Origin of the sequence: Qipengyuania sp. (assembly GCF_965277845.1) — a bacterium.
In the GTDB taxonomy this organism is placed as follows: domain Bacteria; phylum Pseudomonadota; class Alphaproteobacteria; order Sphingomonadales; family Sphingomonadaceae; genus Qipengyuania.
In genome coordinates this window covers 1,163,750-1,184,269 of record NZ_OZ255844.1, presented here as the reverse complement: position 1 = coordinate 1,184,269, position 20,520 = coordinate 1,163,750, and the positions used below count along the sequence as shown (strand labels likewise).

Below are 20,520 nucleotides of genomic sequence, written 5' to 3'. Positions count from 1 at the left end.
CGGACTCCTTTCTTGTCGACCCAACGTCTGGGCCGCCGGAAAGGTCCGCAAATTGCCGCTTCAATTACCGCGTCAGTCGTCGCCCACGCGCTCGACGTCGGCGCCGACCAGCTGCAGCTTTTCCTCGAGCCGCTCGTAGCCGCGATCGAGGTGGTAGAGGCGGCGAACGGTCGTCTCGCCCTTTGCCGCAAGACCCGCGATCACCAGACTCATCGAGGCGCGCAAATCGGTCGCCATGACTTCGGCGCCGGTGAGTTCGACCGGGCCCCTGACCACCGCCGTACGACCCGTTGTCTCGATGTCGGCACCCATGCGCGCCAGTTCGGGGACATGCATGAAGCGGTTCTCGAAAATCGTCTCCTTGAGCACGCTGGTGCCCTCGGCACGGGTCAGCAGGCTCATCAGCTGCGCCTGCATGTCGGTAGCGAGGCCGGGAAAAGGCGCGGTGGTGAGGTTGTGCGCCTTGAGCCTGCCATTGGCCCTGACGTCGATCCCGTTCTTGTCGCTTTCGATTTCAACGCCGATGTTGCGCAGCGCGTGAATGGTCGAGCCCATGTCCTTCGCCTCGGCGCCTTCGAGCCGCACTTCGCCGCCGGTGATCGCTGCGGCGCAGGCATAGGAACCCGCTTCGATCCGGTCGGGCATCACGCGGTAGGTCGCGCCATGCAGCTTCTTTGCGCCGTGAATCGTAAGCTCGGACGTGCCGATACCCTCGATGTCGGCGCCCATCGCCACCAGCAGGTTGCACAGATCGACGATTTCGGGCTCGCGCGCGGCATTGATCAGGCGGCTGGTCCCATTGCACAGCACCGCCGCCATCAGCGCATTTTCCGTTGCGCCGACCGAGACCACGGGAAAATCGAACTCTCCACCCGGCAGGCCACCGTCGGGCGCAATGGCCTTCACATAGCCTTGGGCCAGTTCGATATGCGCGCCGAAAGCCTCCAGCGCCTTGAGGTGAAGGTCGATCGGTCGGTTGCCAATCGCACAGCCGCCAGGCAACGACACCGTCGCCTCGCCCGTGCGCGCGAGCAGCGGGCCGAGGACGAGGATGGAGGCGCGCATCTTGCGCACGAGATCGTAGGGCGCGACCGAGCTGGTGATCCGCATAGCTTCGAGCGTGACATTGCGGCCGAACTCCTCGGGCCGCTTGCCCGGGATCGTATGGCTGACGCCGAATTGCGTCATCAGGTGCTGGAAGCCGTCGATGTCTGCCAGGCGCGGAAGATTGCGCAAGGTCACCGCCTCTTCGGTCAGCAGCGCGCAGGGAATGAGCGTGAGCGCGGCGTTCTTGGCCCCCGAAATGGGAATCGTGCCCGACAGGCGCTTGCCGCCGCGAATGATCAGTTTGTCCATGGAAGTGTGCTTTACCCTTGGGCGCCCTGCTGGCAAGCGTCACGACAATGTCGTAACCCCCGCCGCGGGCGGTTTGTCGATTTGATCCTATGCACCCGCCGCACGAAAAGGCACGTGAGCACAGATGACTGCACATAAACCCATCAGGAAGGCCGTGTTTCCCGTTGCCGGGCTCGGCACGCGATTTCTTCCCGCAACCAAGGCGATCCCGAAGGAATTGCTGCCGATCGTCGACCGTCCGCTGATCCAGTATGCGGTGGACGAGGCGCGCGAGGCGGGGATCGAACAGATCATCTTCGTCACCGGGCGCGGCAAGACCGCGATCGTCGAACATTTCGACATGGCCTTCGAGCTCGAAACCACGATGGAGGAACGCGGCAAGGACCTGTCGGTGCTCGATCCCACCCGCGCGACGCCGGGCGACATCATCACCGTGCGCCAGCAGGTCCCGCTCGGCCTCGGCCATGCGATCTGGTGCGCGCGCGCGATCGTAGGCGACGAGCCCTTCGCCATATTGCTGCCCGACGAGCTGATGATCGAGGCCAAGGGCGGCGGCACCGGCTGCATGAAACAGATGGTCGAGGCATACAACGAGGTCGGCGGCAACCTTATCTCGGTGCTCGAAGTGCCCGAGGACGAGGTGTCGAGCTATGGCGTCATCGCGCCGGGCGAGACCAGGAGCGATACGCTGACCGAGGTCACCGGCCTGGTCGAGAAGCCTCCGGTGGACGAGGCGCCGTCGAACAAGATCATCTCGGGCCGCTACATCCTCCAGCCCGAAGTGATGCGCGTGCTCGAGGACCAGGGAAAGGGCGCGGGGGGCGAGATTCAGCTGACCGACGCCATGGCGAAAATGATCGGCAACCAGGCCTTCCACGCGGTCACCTTCGCGGGCCGGCGCTTCGACTGCGGCAGCAAGACCGGCTTCGTCGAGGCGACGCTGGCGCTGGCGCTCGAGCGCGAGGATATGGGCGCCGAAGTGCGCGCGGTGATGGAGCGGCTGCTCGCCGGCTGATCGCCCCCGCGTAACCTTTCGGCGGCTTTGGTCGAACCGGTGACGGGGAGCATCGAGGCTTTCCATAGATCACTGGGAGACGAGAAATGAATTTTGCGAAACACGCAGCGCTGGCCGGCGCGGTCGCGGCCCTGGCCGCCTGCGGCGGGGCCGCCGACGACAGCGCCGCCGATGGCGCCACCACCGCCCAGGGCGCACCGGCCGATCCCGAGCTGGTCGCCGCGGCGGAACAGGGCGAGATGGAGAAGTGCTACGGCGTGGCCAAGGCGGGCGAGAACGATTGCGCCGCGGGCCCCGGCACCAGCTGCGCGGGCACCTCGACCGTCGACTGGCAGGGCAATGCCTGGAAATATGTCGAGGCCGGCGACTGCGTCCCGATGGGCGGCTCGCTGACCGCGGTCGAGGACAACGACCCGCCGGTCCCCGCCTGACGCGGATATGAAAAAGGGGGCGCGGTGGGCGCCCCCTTTCCGTTCAAGCCGGCTCTGGTTCAACTGGCCAAGGCTTCGTCCTTTTCGCCAGCTTCAGCCTCGCCGTCGGCGACTTCGGCTTCTTCGATCTGCTCGGCGATGTCGTCGAGCACCTCGGCAAGTCGCGGAGCATCCGCCTCGGCTGCCGCCGGGCCCTTGACCAGGCTGTCGAGCGAGGACCCGTCGAGGCCCAGCTCCTTCATCAGCCCGTCGAGCACGGGTGCCTGCGCCCGATAGGCCAATGCGGCGCTCACCGCGTCGGTCGCGAGATTGCCCGATCCGCCGCCAGCAGCCGTGCTGCCGTTGGCAGAGGCCTTGCCACCGCCATTGGTGAGTCCGTCGACCTGGACGATCTTGATCGAATCGATCGCTTCCATCGGCTTGGCGCTCTCGCGGATGACCTCCGGCAGTACCTTGAGCAGCGCCATCTTGGTCTGCAGGCTGATCTGGTCCGAAGACAGGATATTCGCCGCCTCGTTGATCGCTTTCTGACCCGCGGCCTCGACTTCGAACCGGACGCGCGAGGCTTCTGCGCGCAGCTTCTCGGCCTCGGCCTCGCCCTGCGCCTCGAGACGCAGCGCTTCGGCGCGGTTGGATGCAGCCTCTTTTTCTGCCTCCGCCTCGACCTTGACGCCGATCGCGTCGCGCTCGGCCTGCTTGGCCGCCTCGATCAATTCGATACGCTTCATGCGTTCCGCAATCTCGGTTTCGCGGCTTGTCGAAACCTGCTCTTCTGCGGCGACCGCCTTGGCGCGGGCTTCATCCGCTTCGGCCTTGGCCTGACTCTCTTCGCGGCTCTTGTTCTGCACCGCGATCTGCTGCTCCTGTCGGGCGATTTCGAGCGCTCGTTGCTGGTCGATCCGTGCTTCCTCGACGAGGCGGTCGGCCTCGATCTGCTGGGCATCGACCTGCTTTTTCGCCTCGATCCGCGCGGCGTCGGCCTCGCGGGTGCGTTCGGCCTGCTCGCGCGCGATTTCCGAGCTTTGCGCAGCACGGCGGACCTCGACCTCACGCTCCTGCGCAAGCCGGGCATATTCCTTGTCGCGCCCGATTTCGAAGCTGCGCGCGTCGGCTTCGAGATTCTTGGTTTCCATCTGCACGCGCGTGTCCTGCTCGATGTCGTTGCGCAGTTTCTTGCGCGCCTCGATCTGCTCGGTCAGCTTGGTCAGGCCCTCGGCGTCGAATGCGTTGTTGGCGTTGAAATGCTCGATGCTGGTCTGGTCGAGGCCGGTCAGCGAGACAGATTCGAGTTCCAGCCCGTTCATGGCCAGATCGTTGGACGAAACTTGCTGCACCTTCTGGACGAAATCTGCCCGCTGTTCGTGCAGCTCGTTCATGCTCATGCCCGCCGCGACCGAACGCAGCGCGTCGACGAATTTCCCTTCGACCAGGTCCTTGAGCATTTCCGGCTGCATCGTGCGCTGGCCAAGCGTCTGCGCGGCCATCGCGATCGAACTCGCATCTGGCTTCACCCGAACATAGAATTCAGCCTTCACATCGATCCGCAGGCGGTCGAGCGTGATCAGCGCCTCGCCGTCGCGGCGGACGACCGAGAGCACCAGCGTGTTCATGTTGACGGGCATGGTTTCGTGGAAGACGGGCAGCACCAATGCACCGCCGTTCATCACCACCTTCTCGCCGCCGACACCGGTGCGCACGAAAGCGATTTCCTTCGACGCGCGGCGATAGAGCCGGGTGAGCGTGAAGGCGATGACGAGGAAGACGGCAAAGCCGCCTCCGGCCCAGATTGCGATTTCAGAAAGGTTTTCCATTGCTTCTCCTTGGTTGTGAAATTTTTACTGCGCGTCAGCCTTGCGGCGAGAGGCGGCGCTCGGCGAGCGCGGTTGCGTAGAATTGGTTGGCTTCGCGGCGGACGAGCAGCACCTCGTCACCCGCATGCAATTCCGACGATGCTTCGTGCGGTTCGACCATTACGTGATGCGCCTGGCCGTGGATGTCGTGCACACGGGCGCGGGCCGGCGAACCGGTGCGAGCGACGCCGTCGGTTATCGTGGCACGGCGCCCGAGCAGCGTGTCGGTCGAAACCGCACTCGTTTCGTCCTGCGGGAGGATCGCGCCCAGCGGGCGGGCCAGCACACCGGTCAGCGGCACAGCGGCCCCGGCTGCGAGCAGCGCCGCCAGCCAGCGGTGAAGCGGGGCCCCCGTGAGGCTTTCCGCCAGCGCCTGTGTCGACACGCCGATCGCGGCAAAGCCGAACAGGAGCAGCGCCATCCAGATGGTCAACGGAACCCGGCCGATGCCCAACAGCGTGTACAGCCCGTCGAGCGCATCCGGCTGGATCGCCGCTTCGCCATCGACGCCGGCCGCCGGATCCACATCCGCGTCGCTGGAAAACAAGTCTCCAAGCCCTACCGCCTGAACTATCGCAAGCGCCACGACCAAGACGAACGCCACGGCAAACGGCATATTGTGCGTTTCAAATATCGACATGACCCCCCTTTTTCTTGACTATAGAGCCATCGAGGAACACGCGCACCGCCTATAGGTCAGTCGCCCTGCGCTCCTACTTGCTCACATGCGTCTTTCTTAGCAAAAATTGCCGGATTTTGGCAGAAATATGCGACGAACCGAGTTCGATTTTCCTACTTGCGTTGCAACTGATAGCCCTCGATTTCCGCCATCCTCGTGCTCGGCGAACAGCGGGCGGATAGGGTGCAGATAAAGCGCATCGAGCGCTGTCTACGGCAGTAAGGATCAGGTCGGATCGAAGGTCACACTCTGACAGGCAGGAATGGCGCCGCAGCCCCCGAAATCCGTGGCGCCCGGCGGAAGGTCACGGTTTCCGGGAACGCGATTTGCGGTCCACTTTGCGGCCCTCGCCGGACCCGCGATCAGGCCGCGGTAAAGCGCAGCGGCAGCGTCTTCAGCCCGCCGACGAAGGTCGATTTGGACCGCGCGGGCTCGCCGGCCAGTTCGACGCTCTCGATCCGGTCGAGCAGCACTTCGAACAGGGTGCGCATCTCCAGCCGCGCGAGGTGCAGGCCGAGGCACTGGTGCGCGCCCGCCCCGAAGGCGAGGTGGCGGTTGGGGCTGCGCGCGGCGTCGAAGCTGCGCGGATCGTCGAAATGGGCCGGGTCGTGATTGGCCGCGACATAGTTCATCATCAGCCAGTCGCCCTTGGCGATGGCCTGCCCGCCGACCTCGGTTTCCTCTGCCGCGGTGCGCATGAAGTGCTGCACCGGGGTAGTCCAGCGGATCGCTTCCTCGACGATGCCGGGCAGCAGCGACCGGTCGGCCTTCACCCGCGCCCATTGTTCGGGGTCCTGCGCCAGGGCGAGCATCGCGCCTGCGGTGCTGGCGCTGGTGGTATCGTGCCCGGCCGCGGCGACGATGATGTAATAGCCCATCATGTCGCGATCGTTCAGCGGCTCGCCATCGACCACGGCATTGGCGATGGTGCTGGCGACGTCTCCGGTGGGGTTGGCGCGCTTCTCGGCGGTGAGCTTTGCGAAATAGGCCTCGAAGTCCTTGACCGCCCCGGCCACGATCTGCGTGATCGCCTCGGGCGGCAGGTCCTTCATGCCCGATTGGTTGAGATCCTCGTCGCTGCCGCCGAACATCTGCTGGGTGAGCATCAGCATGCGCGGCTCGTCCTCTTCGGGCACGCCGAGGATCTGCATCACGACATGCAGCGGATAGGGCGCGGAGACGAGCTTGCAGAAGTCCACTTGCGGCCCGGCATCCACCATCCGCTGGACGGTCGCCTGGGCGATGCCCCTGATCTCGTCCTCGATGCCGCGCAGGTTCTTGGGCATGAACCACTCCTGCGTCAGCTTGCGATACTTCATGTGGATCGGCGCATCGAAGGTGACGAGGCTGGCGACCATATGCTCGCTGCCGCCGCTGAACTGCTTGGCGAATTCGAGCCCCTCGGTCAGGCTGAAGACCACCGAATGCGGGTTGTTGAGAAAGGTCGCATTGTCCTTCGACATGCGCATGACGTCGTCATAGCGCGTGACCAGCCAGAACGGCGGATGGACGAGCGTGTCGTCGGGCTCGACCCAGGCCACGGGGCTCTCCTCGCGCAGCCGGTCGAAGATGTCGAGGATGCCGTCCCATTCGGCGTAGCTTTCCGGGTCGATCACCGCGCGGGCGGTGTCGGGATCGAGACGGGGCTTGTCCTGCGTCGCCATCACGCCTGCTCCGTCTCTTCCTCGGCCTTGCGCAGATACTCGTCGCGCAATTCGCGCTTGTACAGCTTGCCATTCGCCTCGCGCGGCAATTGCGCGCGAAAGTCGAACAGCTTGGGCATCTTGATCTTGGCGAGGCTGGGGGCGAGAAAATCGCGCAGGTCGGCTTCGAGCGCTTCGCCCGCTTCGCCCATGTCCATCGGCTGGACAACCGCGACGACCTTCTCGCCGAAGTCTGGGCAGGGCGCGCCGATCACTGCAGCGTCCATCACCTTGTCATGGGTGACGAGCAGGTTCTCGATCTCCTGCGGGTAGATGTTGACCCCGCCCGAGATGATCATGTGGCTCTTGCGGTCGGTGAGGTAGAGATAGCCGTCCTCGTCGACATGACCGATATCGCCCAGCGTCATCCAGCCCTTGGGATGCATCGCCTCGCGCGTCTTCTCGGGGTCGTTGTGATAGGTCGGAATGTTCTCGTTCTCGAAGAACAGCAGCCCGTCCTGCCCCGCGGGGAGCTCCTCGCCATTCTCGTCGCAGACATGCAGCGTGCCGTGGATCGCGCGGCCTACGCTGCCGGGATGGGTCAGCCAGTCCTCGGCCTTGATCAGCGTCATGCCGATGCCTTCCGAGCCGGCGTAATACTCGTTGATGATCGGGCCCCACCACTCGATCATCTCGCGCTTGATCGGGACGGGACACGGCGCCGCCGCGTGCAGCGCGCGCTTGTGGCTCGACAGATCGTATCGCGTGCGGACCTGCGGATCGAGCTTGAGCATGCGCACGAAATGGGTCGGCACCCACTGGCTGTCGGTGACCTTGTATTTCTCGATCGTCTCCAGCGCATGTTCGGGGTCGAACTTCTCCATCACCACCACGGTCCCGCCGAGCCGCTGCGCGGTGGTGCCCCAGCCGAGCGGGGCGGCGTGATAGAGCGGGGCGGGCGAGAGATAGACCATGCTGCCATCGGCGGGCATGCCCGCGCCCATGATCGCCAGCGCGACGAGCGGATTGGTGGCGAGGATATCGTCGTCCTCGGGCGGCGCGGGCTTGACGCCTTTGGGACGCCCGGTGGTGCCCGAGGAATAGAGCATGTACTGGCCCGGCGCCTGGTCGGCGATCGGCTCGGCAGGCTGGGCCGCTAGCGCCGCCTCGTAATCCTCGTCGCCCTCGCCGCCCACGATCAGCAGCGGCAGGTCGGCGCATTCGCCTCGGATGCCCTCGATCACTTCGGCGAACTTGGTCGTCGTGAGCAGAAACTTGGCGCCCGCATCCTTGAGGATGTAGCAAATCTCCGGCGCGGTCAGCCGGGTCGAGATCGGCACCATCATCGTGCCCGCGCGCTGCGATCCCCAGACCACCTGCAGGTAATGCGCATTGTTTTCCATCAGCACTGCAAAATGATCGCCGCGCTCCAGCCCGCGCGCACGCAGGAGCTGCGCGAAGCGGTTCGCGTATTCGTCCATCTGGCCGAAAGTCACGGTCTCGCCGCTGCCGGCCATGATGATCGCAGGGTGATCGGGGCGCGTCCGCGCATGGGTGATGGGGTGCATCGGTCTGTCTCTCTCCTCTCCGGCGGTCCGTCATGGGTGCGAACTTGTCCGGTTTCGCAAAGAAACCTACCCAACCCACTCCTGCGGGCAAGAAAAAAGGCGGCGGGATCGCTCCCGCCGCCATTTTTGCAAAGCCCGAGGGGCCTATCGGCTCAGTTTTCGTCACCGTCGCCCTGACCGCCTTCGCCGGTCGCTAGCGCGAATGCACGCTGCGCTTCCGATTCGACCATGTAGGGAACCGGGTTGACCGGCTTGCCGTCGATGCGGACTTCATAGTGGAGGTGCGGACCGGTCGAGCGGCCGGTCGAACCGACGTAGCCGATGATGTCGCCCTTCTTCACGCGGGTGCCGGCTTCGACCGCAATGCGCGACATATGCGCGAAGCGGGTCTGCAAATTGGCGCCATGTTCGATCGAGACGTACTTGCCGTAGCTCGAGAACCACTGCGCCTTGCTGACATAGCCATCGGCGGTGGCGTAGATCGGCGTGCCGGTCGGCGCGGCGAGGTCGACGCCGTTATGCGCGCGGCGGCCACCCAGCACCGGATGCGTGCGCATGCCGTAATCGCTGGTGAGGACGGTGTTGTCGAGCGGCATGCGCGACGGCACCGAGACCCGGGCAGCAGCCGGAGTCGAGCGGTCGAGCTTGTCCCACTGCGCGAAAAGCTGCTGGAATTGCGCGTCGTCGCCACCCTGACCAGGCGTTGCGACCTTGCTCATGTCGATCGCGCCGACAGCGGCGGCATTGGTTTCCTGCGCCTGCACCGGGGCGGCGGCAATGCTGAAACCTGCCATAACTGTGAGAGCAAGCGTAGTGCGCTTGGAGATCATGCTAACCCGTCCATCCGGCGCTGTTTCGCGCCTTTTCGATCCTTGGCGGAGACGGCGTCCCGTGCCGCTCGCGCCTTTTTCTGTCACTGCCGGAACCCCCCGGCGTCTCGTGAGTTTGGGTTAGCGGCGGAAATCTTAATCAAGCAATAGGCACATAGAAGTCTCGCGGCAGACCGCCTGCGAAACGCGCCGAGTCGTTGAACGGCCCTTTCAGCCCTCCGGAAAAGTGCAGTTTTACGAGATTTTGCCACGATTCCCGTGGGTTCTCGCCGCGCTCCGCACAGATCGTGTGAAAATGCTTTGACCCGGCCGCGACATGGTTAATCTCGTCGTCAAGGATTCGTTTGAGAATTTTCGCCCCGTTTTCATCACCTTGCGCCTGCACACGTTCCAACGTGGCTGGCGTGACATCGAGACCACGCGCTTCGAGGACCATGGGAACGATCGCGAGCCTTGCCGCAACGTCATGCGCGGTATCCCGCGCGGCGCTCCACAGCCCGTCGTGCGCAGGCAACGCCCCGTAGCGACTGTCGAGCGAATCGAGTTTGCGTGCGATCAGTGCGAAATGCATCGCCTCGTCGGCAGCCACCGCCAGAAAGTCCGCAACGAACGCCTTTCCCATCGATTCGCCGAAGCGCCCGGCCATGTCGAGTGCAAGGTCGATGGCGACGAATTCGATATGCGCAAGCGCATGCCACAGCGCGATCCGGTTGCGCTCGGAGCCCATCTTGCCGCGCTTCGGCATTTGACTGGGCGGAAGAAGCTCGAGACCTTCCGGCCAGGCCGGACGATCGGGCATGGCCGCGTCGAACACGAAATCCAGCCGCCCAAGGCGCCAGTCGCGCGCCACCTGCCGCGCGGCGAAGACCTTGGCGGTCGGCTCCCCGGTCAGCAGCGCATCGCGGATCGCAGCCGAAACCGAGAGACGCGGGGTGGTCATGCGGCGCGCGCGGCCTCGAGTACCTCCTCGGCATGGCCCTTGACCTTCACCTTGTGCCAAACGCGCAGGATCGTGCCGTCTTCACCCAGCAGATAGGTCGTGCGGACCATGCCCATGAAGGTCTTGCCGTACATCTTCTTTTCGGTCCACACGCCCAGTTCGTCCGACAGCCCGCCTTCTTCCGCATCGGTCGCAAGGTCGACCGTGAGGTCGTGCTTGGCGATGAAGTTCTGGTGCTTCCTGGCCGAATCCTTGCTGACGCCAAGCAGGTAGGTGCCCGCCGCTTCGAACTCGGCTTTGAGCGCGGTGAAGTCCTTGGCTTCGGTGGTGCAGCCGGGCGTGTTGTCCTTGGGATAGAAGAAGATCACCGCCTTCTTCCCCGCAAGGTCCGCCTTGGTCACCTTGCCGCCATCGGGCGTTTCCATCGAAAAGTCGGGAAAGGCATCGCCTTCGCCATAGCTCTTGGTCATCAATCCACCTCCAGGGTTTCGCCGAATATGTCCTGCCACGCCACCGCGACAGTTTTGCGCGCCTCGTGCAATCGCTCGATCAGGCACGCATAGTCCGCGCACCCGCTCTGCCGTGCCAGCAAAGATGCGGCCGCCGCATTGGGCCGATCGAGATCGGGCGCAAGCAGGCGCGTACCCACGAGCAGACGGGTCATCAAGCCATGCGCTTCGATCAGAGCCGGCGGCAGGCGCCCCGCGTCGACCAGCCCGCCGATGGCCCGATCGAGATCGGGAGTCAGTGCGGTGCGATGGCGCAGCTGGAGGAAATGGACGAGGAACTCGATATCGACCAGCCCGCCGCGCAACAGCTTGGCGTCGAGCGGGCCCTTGGCGTGTTTGTGCGCCGCCATTTCGCCGCGCATTTTGAGAAGATCGGCGCACAGCCTATCGAAATCGCGCTCTCGGCAGAGGATCGACGCCACGACCTCGCCTACATCCTTGCGCGCAGCCTCGCTCCCTACCAGCACACGCGCGCGGGTCAGCGCCATATGCTCCCACGTCCACGCATCCTCGCGCTGGTAACGCGCGAAACTCTCGACACTGACCGCCAGCGGTCCCTGATTGCCCTGCGGCCGTAAGCGTGTGTCGACCTCGTATAGCGCGCCTTGCGCGGTCGGCACGCTGAGCGCGGCGGTGACGCGCTGTGCGAGCCGGTTGAAATAGAGCGTGGCGCCCAGCGGGCGGTCACCGTCGGATTCGCCTTCATGGGTACCCGTGAAGAGGTAGATGATGTCGAGGTCGGAAGCGTGCGTGAGCACACCGCCACCCAGTCGTCCGAGGCCCAACACGACCAGCTCGCTTCCTGCGATCCGACCGTGCTTGACGGCGAACTCTTCCTCCGCCGCCCCGACGGCTACCTGCAAAGCGGCCTCGGCCGTGCGCGAAAGGCCTGCAGCGATCTCCAGTGGGTCGTGCGCGGCCTCGATGAGCTGGACCCCCAGGGCGAAGCGGGTCTCGCTCGTCACGACGCGCAATCGGTCGAGCCGGGTCTCGTAATCATCACCCCGCTCGCGTCGCCCCATCTGCGCGGCAAGCGTCTCGACGCTGCCGGGCAGATCGAGCGCGGTCCGGTCGATCAGCGCGTCGAGCAGGTCCGGCTTGCGCGAGAGATCCTCGGCGAGCGGCTGTGCAAGCGTCAGGCAATCGGCGATCAGCGTGAAAAGGCCGGGACGCGCCTCGAGCAGGCGAAACAGGTTGATCGCGCTGGGCAGGCGCGAAATGAGGCTTTCCCATCGCACCACGGCGGCATCCGGGTCGGGCGAGCCGGCAATCGAGGCCAGCAGGTCGGGCCGGATCGCTTCGAATGCACCGAGCGCCGCGGTACTGCGAAGCGCCTGATACCGGCCGCCCGTCCAGGCGTTTACGCGCTCGGCGAGGTCGGCAGAGATTTCAGGTGTCCCTTCGGAATCGCCCATGACGTGCGGCGCACTCTTGGGGACCGATATGCGATCTTCGTCGAGCAGCGCATCGAAGCGCTCCGCGACAGGAAGGGCGAGCTCTTGCACATGCTCGACCAGCGCGGCTCCGTCGGAAAGGCCGTGCAATCGCGCGACATCGTCCAGCGCCTCGCCCGACGGTAGCGAATGCGTCTGCTTATCGCCCACCATCTGGAGCCGGTGTTCGATTGTACGCAGGCCGTCATAGCTTTCGCCCAGCGCCCGCGCGTCATCGTTCGATATCCGTCCCGTCGTCGCCAGCGCATCGAGCGCGGCACGCGTGCCGCGGACCCGCAGGGAGGGATCGCGCCCGCCATGGATCAGCTGATGCGTTTGTGCGAAAAATTCGATTTCGCGAATTCCGCCGCGTCCGAGCTTGAGGTTGTAGCCCGGTTCGGGAACGCCCGGTCCGCGCTGCTCGTCGCGAATGCGGTGGGTCAGGCGCCGCACCTCGTCGATGGCGCCGAAATCGAGGCTGCGGCGCCATACGAAAGGGCGGATGTGGTCGAGAAAAGCCTCTCCCGCGCCGATATCGCCCGCGCAGGCGCGCGCACGAATGAACGCGGCGCGTTCCCACGCCAGTGCCGAGCTTTCGTAATGCGTGATCGCCGCATCGAGCGGGATCGCCAGTGGGCTGACTTCGGAGGCGGGGCGCAGCCGCAGGTCGACGCGAAAGACATAGCCTTCGCTGGTCACCTCCGAAAGCAGCCGTACCGTCTCGCGCGCATAGCGCTGCGCCGCCTCGCCCGGCTCGTCGCGGTCGCGGCGCGGCAGTGCATCGGGATCGTAAAGCAGGATCGGGTCGATGTCGGAGGAGTAGTTCAGTTCGCCCGCGCCGTGCTTGCCCAGCGCGAGGCCGATCAGGCCGCAAGGTTCCGCATCGGGCACGCGCTTGGCGATCGCGGCCACGATCGCAGCGTGCAGCGCGCGGTCGGCGAAAGTCGACAGTTCGCGCATGACCTTGTCGAGGTCGAACGCGCCGGCAAGATCGCCCACCGCCAGCGCCAGCGCGAGCCCCAGCCGCTCGCGGCGAAGGGCGGTCGCGACGTCATCCGCGTCGACCTGCTTGGCAAGACGCAATGCCGCCTCGCCCTCGCCCGCAGCCAGCCGTTCCGCCAAATCGGGCAATCGCTCCAACGCTCGCGCAAGGAACGGGGCATGCGCGCGGGCGCGGTCGATCGCTGAAGTCCAGTCGGCTGCCATCGCCTGCACCCCTGCCGCCACGAGGGCGAGCGTGCAAGCTTGCCCTTGCCCCGTCCAGCCGACTAGAAGCGCCCGCATATTTGCGAACACACCAGAGAGGATGTCCCCCGATGAAACGCCTCGCACTTGCCGCCTGTTCGGCACTGCTGCTCACCGCGTGCCAGGATCTCGGCCAGGTCGACAGCGGCGCGAACGCGCTCGACCTGCCCGATGTCGCCGACGGCACGATTTCCGAAGAGACCATGAAGCGCGTCACCGAAAGACTGTCCTCGGACGAGTTCGAAGGCCGCGCTCCCGGCACACCGGGCGGCGAGAAGACCATCGCCTATCTGATCGAGGAATTCGAAAAGGCCGGTCTCGAGCCGGGCAACAATGGCAGCTGGGTGCAGGATGTCCCGCTGGTCGAGATCACCGGCAAGGAGTTCGCCCCGCTGACCATCTCGGGCGGCGAGGGCGGCGACATGCAGCTCGCCTTTGCCACCGACTGGGTCGGCGTGACTTATCGCGAGGACGTCCAGACCGCGCTGGAAGACAGCGAGCTGGTTTTCGTCGGCTACGGCGTTAATGCGCCCGAGCGCGAATGGAACGATTACGAAGGCGTGGACATGACCGGCAAGACCGCGGTCATCCTCGTCAACGATCCCGACTATGGCACCGAAAGCCTCGAGGGTCCGTTCAACGGCAAGGCGATGACCTATTACGGCCGCTGGACTTACAAATATGAAGAGGCCGCACGCCAGGGGGCGGACGGCGCGATCATCATCCACGACACCGAACCGGCGAGCTATGGCTGGAACGTGGTCGAATCGAGCTGGTCGGGCCCGCAGGCCTATGCCTCGCGCGGCGACAACCCGCCGCCCATGACCAAGGTCAACGGCTGGGTGCACAAGGAAAAGGCGCGCGAAATCCTCGCCGCCGCGGGTCGGGATCTCGACGAGCTGATGGCCGCCGCACGCGAGCAGGATTTCGAGGCGGTGCCGCTCGGCCTCACCGCATCGACCAGCTTTCGCAACGACATCCGCACCTTCTCCTCGCAGAACGTGATCGCCATGCTGCCCGGCAGCGAACGGCCCGACGAATACGTCATGCATACCGCGCACTGGGATCACCTAGGTCGCTGCACGCCGGCCCCCGATGGCGACGATATCTGCAACGGCGCGGTCGACAATGCGACCGGCACCGCGGCGCTGGTCGCCCTGGGCGCCGCGCATGTCGAAGCCGGCCCTGCCGAGCGTACGCTGGTGTTCCTCGCCGTGACGGCAGAGGAGTCTGGCCTTCTGGGCGCGGATTACTATGCCGCCAACCCCGTCTTCCCGCTCAACCAGACGGTGGGCGGGATCAACATGGACGCCTTCCTGATGGCGGGCGCGGCGCGCGACGTGACCGTGGTCGGCCCAGGCAAGTCGCAACTCGACCTGTTCCTCGACAAGGCGCTGATGAACGACGATCGCGTAACCACGCCCAACCCCAATCCCGAAGCAGGCTATTATTACCGCTCGGACCACTTCGCCTTCGCCAAGCGCGGCGTGCCGATGCTCTATCTCGACGGCGGCGAAGATCTGATCGAGGGCGGGCGCGAAGCGGGCGCGGCGGTTGCGGCCGACTATCGCGAGAACCGGTATCACGGCCCCAAGGACGAATATGATCCGAACTGGGATTGGTCGGGCGTGATGAGCGATCTGTCGCTGTTCTACCGCATCGGACGAATGCTCGCCGATTCGACCAGCTGGCCCAATTGGAACGAGGGTGACGAGTTCAAGGCCGTACGCGACGAGAATTGCGCCGAGGACGGCGCAGGCTGCGCACCCGCCTGAGGCGCGAAACGGAGAGCCGATCCATGCCTTTCGTGATGCCGCCCGAATGGGCGCCGCAGGACTGGCTGTGGATCGGCTTCCCGCACGATTCGAAAGAATGGCCCGAAGTGCTTCCGCGCGCGCAGGAGCAGATCGCGGCGTTCGCCAACGCAGTTGCCGAAAGCGGGCAGGAGGTCCGGCTGTTGGTACGCGACGCCGCCAACGAAGCGCGCGCACGGCAATTGGCGACAGGCGGCGTGAGGCTGGAGCGGCGCGTCTATGGCGATGTCTGGCTGCGCGACACGGGCCCGCTCGTACTATGCGACGGCGAGGGCAACCGCGCCGCGCGGCGCTTCGGCTTCAATGGCTGGGGCGGGAAGTATCTGATGGAAGGGGACCAGACGGTGGGCGCCGAACTGGCCCAGGATGTCGGCCTGCCGCTCGAGGTGGCAGACTGGATCCTCGAGGGCGGGGCGATCGACGGCGACGGCACCGGTCTCGTCGTTACCACCGAGCAATGCCTGCTCAATCCCAACCGCAACCCGCAGCTTTCGCGCGGGGAGATCGAGGAGCGGCTGAAACGCAACCTCGGCTTCACCCGCGTGCTATGGCTCGGCGAGGGGTTGATCAACGACCACACCGACGGCCATGTCGACAATCTCGGCCGCTTCGTTGCCGCGAACACGCTGTGCCTGCCGCGCGCGACCGGCAGCGACGATCCCAATGCGGCGATCTATGCCGATGCCAAGCGGCGCGCCGAGGATGCGGGGGTCACGGTGAAGGAGATACCCTCACCCGGCCTCGTCACCAGCGGCGACCATGTCGAGCCGGCAAGCTACGCCAATTTCGCGATCACCAGCCACCTCGTGGTGGTGCCGACCTTCGGCAGCCCGCATGACGACGAGGGTGTCGCAGCGATCGCCGAGCTCTTCCCCGATCGCGCGACAATCGGCCTGCCGGGCGATGCGGTGCTGGCGGGCGGCGGCGGATTCCATTGCGCCAGCCAGCAAATGCCGTCTGCCGGCTGGCGCCCTTAACGCTTCATTAGGGATTGCAGTGGACAATGGCCGCATGGCCAAAACCATCGCTCTCGTCCGCTCCGAAAGCGCCGATCTCTCGGCTGCCAATGTCGCGCGCGCGCTGATCGTTACCTGCTGCGCCCTCGCACTCGTCCTCGCCGGACCGGTGCTGCCCTTCTAGGCGCCTTCCCGCGCAGACGGGAATCTCAGGCAAACTCGTTGCAGTCCGACCGCGGCCCCCGCCGGCCTTGCGGGCAATCTGTCCTGGGCGGTCGGCTTGTCAGGCAGACTAAGGGCGGGGGCTCGGCGCGTTACTTGAGATCGGGCGGCGTGCCGGTATCCCTCAGCATTGCGATCGCCTCGTCGAGGCTCATCACCTTCTGCTCCTTTTCACCCAGCGTGCGGACCGCGACAGTGCCCTCCTCGGCCTCGCGCTTGCCGACCACCAGCAGGTGCGGGACCTTGGCGAGGCTGTGTTCGCGCACCTTGTAGTTGATCTTCTCGTTGCGAAGATCGCTTTCGACGCGAATGCCCGCGGCTTCCAGCTTGGCGACGGCGCCCTTCGCATAGTCGTCCGCATCGGAAACGATGGTCGCAACGACCGCTTGCGTCGGTGCGAGCCAGACGGGCAAGCGCCCGGCGAAATGCTCGATCAATATGCCGATGAAGCGCTCGTAGGAGCCGAAGATCGCGCGATGGAGCATGACGGGGCGGTGCTTTTCGCCATCCTCGCCGACATAGCTCGCATCGAGCCGTTCGGGCAGCACGCGGTCGCCCTGGATCGTGCCGACCTGCCAGGTGCGGCCGATCGCATCGGTGAGGTGCCATTCGAGCTTGGGCGCGTAGAAGGCGCCTTCGCCGGGCAGCTCCTCCCAGCCATATTCCTCGTTGTCCATCCCGGCTTCGCGGACCGCATCGCGCAGTTCCTGCTCGGCCCGGTCCCAGTCCTCGTCCGAGCCGAGGCGCTTCTCGGGACGCAGCGCCAGCTTTATCTCGTATTTGAAGCCGAAATCCGAGTAAACTTCATCCGCCAGCTTGCAGAACGCGCGCACTTCCTCGACCACCTGCGCCTCGGTGCAGAAGATATGCGCATCGTCCTGCGTGAACTGGCGCACGCGCATCAGCCCGTGGAGCGCGCCATGCGGTTCGTTGCGGTGGCAGCAGCCCATCTCGCCCAGCCGCATCGGCAAGTCGCGATAGGAGGTGATGCCCTGCTTGAAGACCAGCACATGCGCCGGGCAGTTCATCGGCTTGATCGCCATCCAGTCGGCATCGTCGGCGATCTTGGGCGAGGCGGCCTCGTCCTCCGATTCCACATCGGGGACGATGTCGGGGACCGCGAACATGTTCTCGGCATATTTGCCCCAGTGGCCCGACTGGGTCCACTGTCGCACGTCCATCAGCTGCGGGGTCTTGATCTCGCGATAGCCACCGCCATCCATCTTGCGCCGCATATAGGCTTCGAGCTCGCGCCAGATGCGGTAGCCCTTGGGATGCCAGAAGACGCTGCCATGTGCCTCTTCCTGCAGGTGGAACAGGTCCATCTCGCGGCCCAACTTGCGGTGGTCGCGCTTGGCGGCCTCTTCCAGCCGGTGCAGGTGGGCATTGAGCTGCTTCTTGTTGAGCCAGCCGGTGCCGTAGATGCGCGTAAGCTGGGCATTGCGCTGGTCGCCGCGCCAATAAGCCCCGGCGACACGCATCAGCTTGAAGGCCTGCGGATCGAGCTTGCCGGTTGAGGCAAGGTGCGGGCCGCGGCACATGTCGAGCCAGTCCTCGCCCGACCAGTAGACCGTCAGTTCCTCGTCCTCGGGAAGTTCCTTGGCCCATTCGGCCTTGAAGGTCTCGCCCTCGGCTTCCCACTTGTCGATCAGCTGCTGGCGGCTCCAGACTTCGCGCCTGAGCGGCTTGTCGGCCTTGATGATCTCACGCATCTTCTCCTCGATCGCGGGAAGATCGTCCATGCTGAACGGCTCGCGCGTGTCGGGCGCCTTCACATCGTAGTAGAAGCCATCGTCGGTCGCCGGGCCGAAGGTGATCTGCGTGCCGGGCCACAGCGCCTGCACCGCCTCGGCCAGCACATGGGCATAGTCGTGCCGCGCCAGTTCGAGCGCGTCCTCTTCGTCGCGGTTCGTGACCAGCGCCAGTTCGGCATCGCCTTCGAAAGGCCGATTGATGTCGCGCAGCTCGCCGTCGACACGCGCAGCGATCGCGGCCTTGGCGAGGCCCGGGCCAATCGCCGCGGCCACATCGGCGGGCGTCGAGCCCTCTTTCATTTTGCGCACCGATCCATCGGGCAGGCTGATCTTGAGCAGTTCCGTCATGTCACTCGTCGTCCGTTTGCTTGACGCGCCCATGGCACAAGGGCGCGCATGCTTGAAGCGGCGATCGGGGTAATTTCGATTTCGAGGGGACGCCGCGCCACCCGAAACCGGGTGGCGGCGGATGCGACTAAGCCGCGACCGACCGCCCCCGGGTGCCCGGGGTGGTGGTAGTCGTGGTCGTGATCCGCATTTGCGTCATGACCCGCGAAGTAGCGCCGGTCGGTTAATTTCTCAACCCAAGTCGAGCATGCGGCTCCCGGCGAGCGTGGTGACACGCTTGGTCGCGCCAACACCTGCGCCCTTTTCGCGCACGCTCGACAGGAAGCGGAATTCGCACGAGGCGCTGCCCGGGGTCAGTTCGACCGCCATGTAGCCACGGCGCGAGCCGTCCATCCATCTGAGCTGGCGGTTGTGGGCCACGGTCTCGCGCTCGAGCCGGTCGCTGGCGATGTGCGAAGCATAGCTCTCCAGGCCGGGCGATGTGACGCTCTGGACGCCGAATTCGACGCCAACCTTCTCGCCCGCGTGGTCGAGATCGAAAGCCCAGGCATTGTGCGTGTCGCCCGCCAGGCTGACGAGGTTGGCATTCGCCTCGAGCGCGGCTTTGAACACGCGGTCGCGCGCAGCGGGATAGCCGTCCCAGGCATCCATGTTGAGCGGCAGTTCGGCGCGGCTCGCCATCGCCCCGGCGAGGATCCGCTGGCGGATGTAGTCGGGCAAGTCGCCCGGCAGCCCATCGGCCAGGCTCGGCGCGGTGGCGAGATTGCCCATCAGCACCTGCTGGACCAGCACCTGCCACGGCTTGCCCGCACCTGCCGACCGTTTCAGGCCGTCGGACAGCCACGCCTGCTGCCGCATGCCGAGCAATTCACGGCTACCGTCGCGATAATCGCCTTCGCGGAAAGCGATCAATGCGGCCATGGCATCCTCGGCCGAAGTCTTGCCGGAGAGGATATCGCCAAAGGAAAACTGTTCGGCGCGTGCGGTCAGCCGCGTTTCGAGCCGGAAGAGCGTGGCGAGATCGCCGACTTCGTAGGCGGCCCAGGGCTCGTCCGACACGGGCATCCATTCGCGATAGGCCTTGATCGCGGCGGCCTTGCGTACGGACCACTCGCCTTCGCTATCCGGCTGGTGGTTTTGCGCGCCGCCTTCCCACGAATCATTGGTGCTTTCATGATCGTCCCAGCCCGAGATCATCGGGTACAATTGATGCAGCCGGCGCAGATCGGCATCCGCGCGATAGGTCGCGAAACGCAGCCGGTAATCGGCCAGGCTGACCGTCTCGCTCGCGGGGAACAGGATACGCCCCGGTTGGGCCTGTTCGCTGGAGGGATAGGTGCCGGGGCCGTATTCGTAGAAGTAATCGCCAAGGTGCAACGCGCAGTCGAAACCGCCATCGGCGGCGGCGTGGGCATAGGCGTTGAACCAGCCGAAGCCGATGTTGGAGCAGGAGAATGTCGCCATGCGGAATTTCTCGGTCGCGCCGACCGGCAGCGTTTTCGTGCGGCCGATGTCGGAATGCGAACCGTCGGGCGCGGTGAAGCGGTAATAGTACCACCGCCCCGGCTCGAGCCCCTCAGCGAAGGCTTTAACGCACCAGTCGTTCTCGGCGCTGGCCGAAACCGTGCCGCCCGCTACCTGGCGGACGAAGTCGAGCGATTCGCTGACCTCGAACTCGAGCGGCGTATCCTGTGCTCCGACGAAGCGTGTCCACAGCAGCACCCGCGTCGGCCCGGGTTCGCCACTGGCGACACCATGCGTGAATCCGATCGCCCGGCCTTGCGCTGCGACCGGCACCCCGGCGGCGCCCAATCCCAGAAGCCCTCCTTTCAGCAACGTCCGGCGATCGATCGCGGGCATGCGGGCGGGGGCGGGCGGTTCGGTAGCGATCATGGATGTCTCCTCTGGCGCCGACATGCCTGCGCCC

At 65.4% G+C, this 20,520-nt stretch carries 16 protein-coding genes; 5 read left to right on the top strand and 11 right to left on the bottom strand.

The genetic code is table 11. From position 1 onward, the window contains the following. Positions 1 to 72: 72 nt before the first annotated feature. Complete coding sequence (murA, locus tag ACQY4G_RS05860; protein ID WP_421989421.1) at positions 73 to 1,356, bottom strand: UDP-N-acetylglucosamine 1-carboxyvinyltransferase; 1,284 nt, start codon at positions 1,354 to 1,356, stop codon at positions 73 to 75. Positions 1,357 to 1,480: 124 nt separating this feature from the next. Here murA and galU point away from each other — a divergent pair, with 124 nt between their 5' ends. Both galU and ACQY4G_RS05850 read left to right on the top strand, forming a co-directional pair. Then, positions 1,481 to 2,371, top strand: coding sequence for a UTP--glucose-1-phosphate uridylyltransferase GalU (galU, locus tag ACQY4G_RS05855; protein ID WP_291180151.1), 891 nt, complete (start codon positions 1,481 to 1,483; stop codon positions 2,369 to 2,371). Positions 2,372 to 2,457: 86 nt separating this feature from the next. After that, positions 2,458 to 2,802: a DUF2282 domain-containing protein gene (locus ACQY4G_RS05850; RefSeq protein ID WP_421989419.1), complete on the top strand. Its 345-nt coding sequence runs from the start codon at positions 2,458 to 2,460 to the stop codon at positions 2,800 to 2,802. A gap of 59 nt (positions 2,803 to 2,861) precedes the next feature. Here the strand turns inward: ACQY4G_RS05850 and ACQY4G_RS05845 are convergent, their stop codons facing one another. The 8 genes from ACQY4G_RS05845 to glnE form a co-directional block, all read right to left on the bottom strand. After that, entirely contained in the window at positions 2,862 to 4,613 is a 1,752-nt protein-coding gene (locus ACQY4G_RS05845; protein WP_421989417.1) for a flotillin family protein, read from the bottom strand. Positions 4,614 to 4,647: 34 nt separating this feature from the next. Beyond that, a complete protein-coding gene (locus ACQY4G_RS05840; protein ID WP_421989415.1) occupies positions 4,648 to 5,292 on the bottom strand; it encodes a YqiJ family protein in 645 nt (214 codons plus the stop codon). 401 nt (positions 5,293 to 5,693) lie between these two features. After that, positions 5,694 to 6,995 carry a cytochrome P450 gene (locus ACQY4G_RS05835; protein WP_421989413.1) on the bottom strand — a complete coding sequence of 434 codons (1,302 nt, stop codon included), beginning with the start codon at positions 6,993 to 6,995 and terminating at the stop codon, positions 5,694 to 5,696. Beyond that, complete coding sequence (locus tag ACQY4G_RS05830) at positions 6,995 to 8,542, bottom strand: acyl-CoA synthetase (protein ID WP_421989411.1); 1,548 nt, start codon at positions 8,540 to 8,542, stop codon at positions 6,995 to 6,997. Before ACQY4G_RS05830 ends, ACQY4G_RS05835 begins: the two co-directional genes overlap by 1 nt. 152 nt (positions 8,543 to 8,694) lie before the next feature. Then, complete coding sequence (locus tag ACQY4G_RS05825) at positions 8,695 to 9,372, bottom strand: M23 family metallopeptidase (RefSeq protein WP_083508240.1); 678 nt, start codon at positions 9,370 to 9,372, stop codon at positions 8,695 to 8,697. Between the two features lie 139 nt (positions 9,373 to 9,511). Next, positions 9,512 to 10,312: a ferritin-like domain-containing protein gene (locus tag ACQY4G_RS05820; RefSeq protein WP_421989409.1), complete on the bottom strand. Its 801-nt coding sequence runs from the start codon at positions 10,310 to 10,312 to the stop codon at positions 9,512 to 9,514. Continuing rightward, entirely contained in the window at positions 10,309 to 10,782 is a 474-nt protein-coding gene (locus tag ACQY4G_RS05815; RefSeq protein ID WP_421989407.1) for a peroxiredoxin, read from the bottom strand. The genes ACQY4G_RS05820 and ACQY4G_RS05815 overlap by 4 nt, the downstream gene beginning before the upstream one ends. Next, the gene (gene glnE / locus ACQY4G_RS05810) at positions 10,782 to 13,460 is read right to left on the bottom strand and encodes a bifunctional [glutamate--ammonia ligase]-adenylyl-L-tyrosine phosphorylase/[glutamate--ammonia-ligase] adenylyltransferase (RefSeq protein WP_421989405.1); all 2,679 of its coding nucleotides are present in this window, start codon (positions 13,458 to 13,460) and stop codon (positions 10,782 to 10,784) included. The genes ACQY4G_RS05815 and glnE overlap by 1 nt, the downstream gene beginning before the upstream one ends. A 110-nt stretch (positions 13,461 to 13,570) precedes the next feature. Between glnE and ACQY4G_RS05805 the strand changes: the two genes are divergently transcribed. The 3 genes from ACQY4G_RS05805 to ACQY4G_RS05795 are packed head-to-tail and all read left to right on the top strand — an operon-like array spanning position 13,571 to position 16,453. Further along, positions 13,571 to 15,274 carry a M28 family metallopeptidase gene (locus ACQY4G_RS05805; protein WP_421989403.1) on the top strand — a complete coding sequence of 568 codons (1,704 nt, stop codon included), beginning with the start codon at positions 13,571 to 13,573 and terminating at the stop codon, positions 15,272 to 15,274. 23 nt (positions 15,275 to 15,297) lie between these two features. Continuing rightward, on the top strand, positions 15,298 to 16,290 hold the full coding sequence (locus ACQY4G_RS05800; protein WP_421989401.1) for an agmatine deiminase family protein: 993 nt from the start codon (positions 15,298 to 15,300) through the stop codon (positions 16,288 to 16,290). Positions 16,291 to 16,324: 34 nt separating this feature from the next. Then, entirely contained in the window at positions 16,325 to 16,453 is a 129-nt protein-coding gene (locus ACQY4G_RS05795; RefSeq protein WP_291171610.1) for a hypothetical protein, read from the top strand. 130 nt (positions 16,454 to 16,583) lie between these two features. On the opposite strand, the gene thrS is transcribed toward ACQY4G_RS05795, so the two are convergent. Both thrS and ACQY4G_RS05785 read right to left on the bottom strand, forming a co-directional pair. Beyond that, the gene (gene thrS, locus ACQY4G_RS05790) at positions 16,584 to 18,593 is read right to left on the bottom strand and encodes a threonine--tRNA ligase (RefSeq protein WP_421989399.1); all 2,010 of its coding nucleotides are present in this window, start codon (positions 18,591 to 18,593) and stop codon (positions 16,584 to 16,586) included. 231 nt (positions 18,594 to 18,824) lie between these two features. Beyond that, the gene (locus tag ACQY4G_RS05785) at positions 18,825 to 20,486 is read right to left on the bottom strand and encodes an alkaline phosphatase D family protein (protein ID WP_421989397.1); all 1,662 of its coding nucleotides are present in this window, start codon (positions 20,484 to 20,486) and stop codon (positions 18,825 to 18,827) included. Positions 20,487 to 20,520: the final 34 nt, after the last annotated feature.